Raw genomic sequence first — 502 nt, 5'->3', positions numbered from 1 at the left:
CTTACTAATTAGGCATAAAAATTATCGGTTTAGACATGAGTTCAAGCTCACATTAAGCAACCTAACACTCACAAGTGGCGAGAAATAAACCATACTCTGTTAAAGGAACGTATTTTTCTTGAAAATAGCTGCGTGTTACTTATTGTTTACATTTAGAGGAATGTCTAGGGAGATGGCTATTGAGACTTGAAAGAACTTTTGACCCAAATGACTTGTCGACGCAAAACATGGAACGCCCAATATGTTTACCGATCGGCTTTGTTCACTTTTTGGCTCAATCACAGACGTTACAGCAGGTGCTCGATACTGTCGCAGAATGGATCAATCGGATTTTTGAATCTGACCGCACCAGCATTACGCTGTACGAAAACAGTGACTACCTCAAGGTCTACTCTTTTTCCGGCAACAAAGCGATTCCTGCCGATTTTCTCGTGCCGATTGATCAAGCCTTCGTCGGGCGTGTGTTCAAAAACCAACAACTGATCATTTGTGACGACGTTTC

Annotated in this window: 1 pseudogene; it reads left to right on the top strand. The window is 41.8% G+C overall.

Annotation, left to right across the window (positions count from 1 at the left end):
- Positions 1–179: 179 nt before the first annotated feature.
- Positions 180–502 (top strand): annotated as a pseudogene (locus tag R7Q09_RS28725) (GAF domain-containing protein); the annotation flags it as partial.

This window comes from Vibrio sp. 2130-1 (assembly GCF_033339515.1).
Note: the sequence above shows the minus strand (reverse complement) of the source record. Positions and strands in the feature narration are given on the sequence as shown.